The organism is Spiroplasma sp. hy2, assembly GCF_044714365.1.
In the GTDB taxonomy this organism is placed as follows: Bacteria; Bacillota_I; Bacilli_A; order Mycoplasmatales; family Mycoplasmataceae; genus Spiroplasma; species Spiroplasma phoeniceum.
Genome location: NZ_RXFZ02000293.1, coordinates 1 through 812, shown reverse-complemented (window position 1 = coordinate 812; position 812 = coordinate 1). Strand labels below are relative to the sequence as shown.

The window sequence follows — 812 nt, the reverse complement described above, 5'->3', positions numbered from 1 at the left end:
HAWATGGATACTATTCAACAAGTTTTAGATAATGATACTGCTAACCCTAAATGAATTGGTAAAGTTCAATATGCAACACCAACTATTTTATATCCAAAAACATGTAAGATTATTTTAGAAAAACAACCAACACAAGATGAAATTAATACTGCAAAAAGTAATCTAAATAAAACCTTTAGAGTTCCAGTTGATTATGTAATTCCATCATCAACTCCCAGCAAAATTAATATCAGTAAAATTAATAGAATAGATAAACCAACTATTCATGTTGCAGACCCAACACAAACAACACCAGAACAGTTAAAACCACAATTTAAAAATGTTGTTTTAAAAGCAGTAAAAACCATAAATAGTTCTTTAACTGAAAGTGATTTTGATTACTTTATTGAAAGTAAGGGTGAAGATTGACCGATTGATATTACAAATGATAAAGTAATTTCAGTTCAGATTGAGGGTAAAAACAACGCCACTGGTCAAACAAATCCGATTGATGTAGTAATTAAAAATTCTTAATAAATAATGAATTTATTAATATTACGAGTTTTAACTTTATTAGTATCTAATTTAGAAAATAAATCTTTAATAAGTAAATTTGTTAATTTAATTAATAAAGTTAATAAATTTGCTTCATATTATGCTAATCCATTACAAAAAATTACAAATAAAGTTGAATATATTTATAAATGATTAGATCCATTTACTTATGTAGATTTAATTAAAAAAGGTCATAAAAAAGAAATACAACAAATATTAAGTCAATTAGAAAAAGATAATAATATTAAAAATAGAGAACAATTTAAAAATGAAAATYW

The 812-nt window shown here is 23.3% G+C and carries 2 protein-coding genes; both read left to right on the top strand.

Features of this window, described 5'->3' with window-relative positions:
- A partial coding sequence (locus EHV01_RS06155; RefSeq protein WP_422066692.1) for a hypothetical protein occupies window positions 1–513 on the top strand: 513 nt, incomplete at its 5' end.
- Window positions 514–519: 6 nt separating this feature from the next.
- Window positions 520–812, top strand: a 293-nt coding sequence (locus EHV01_RS06150) for a hypothetical protein (RefSeq protein WP_422066691.1), incomplete at its 3' end; no start/stop codon positions are given.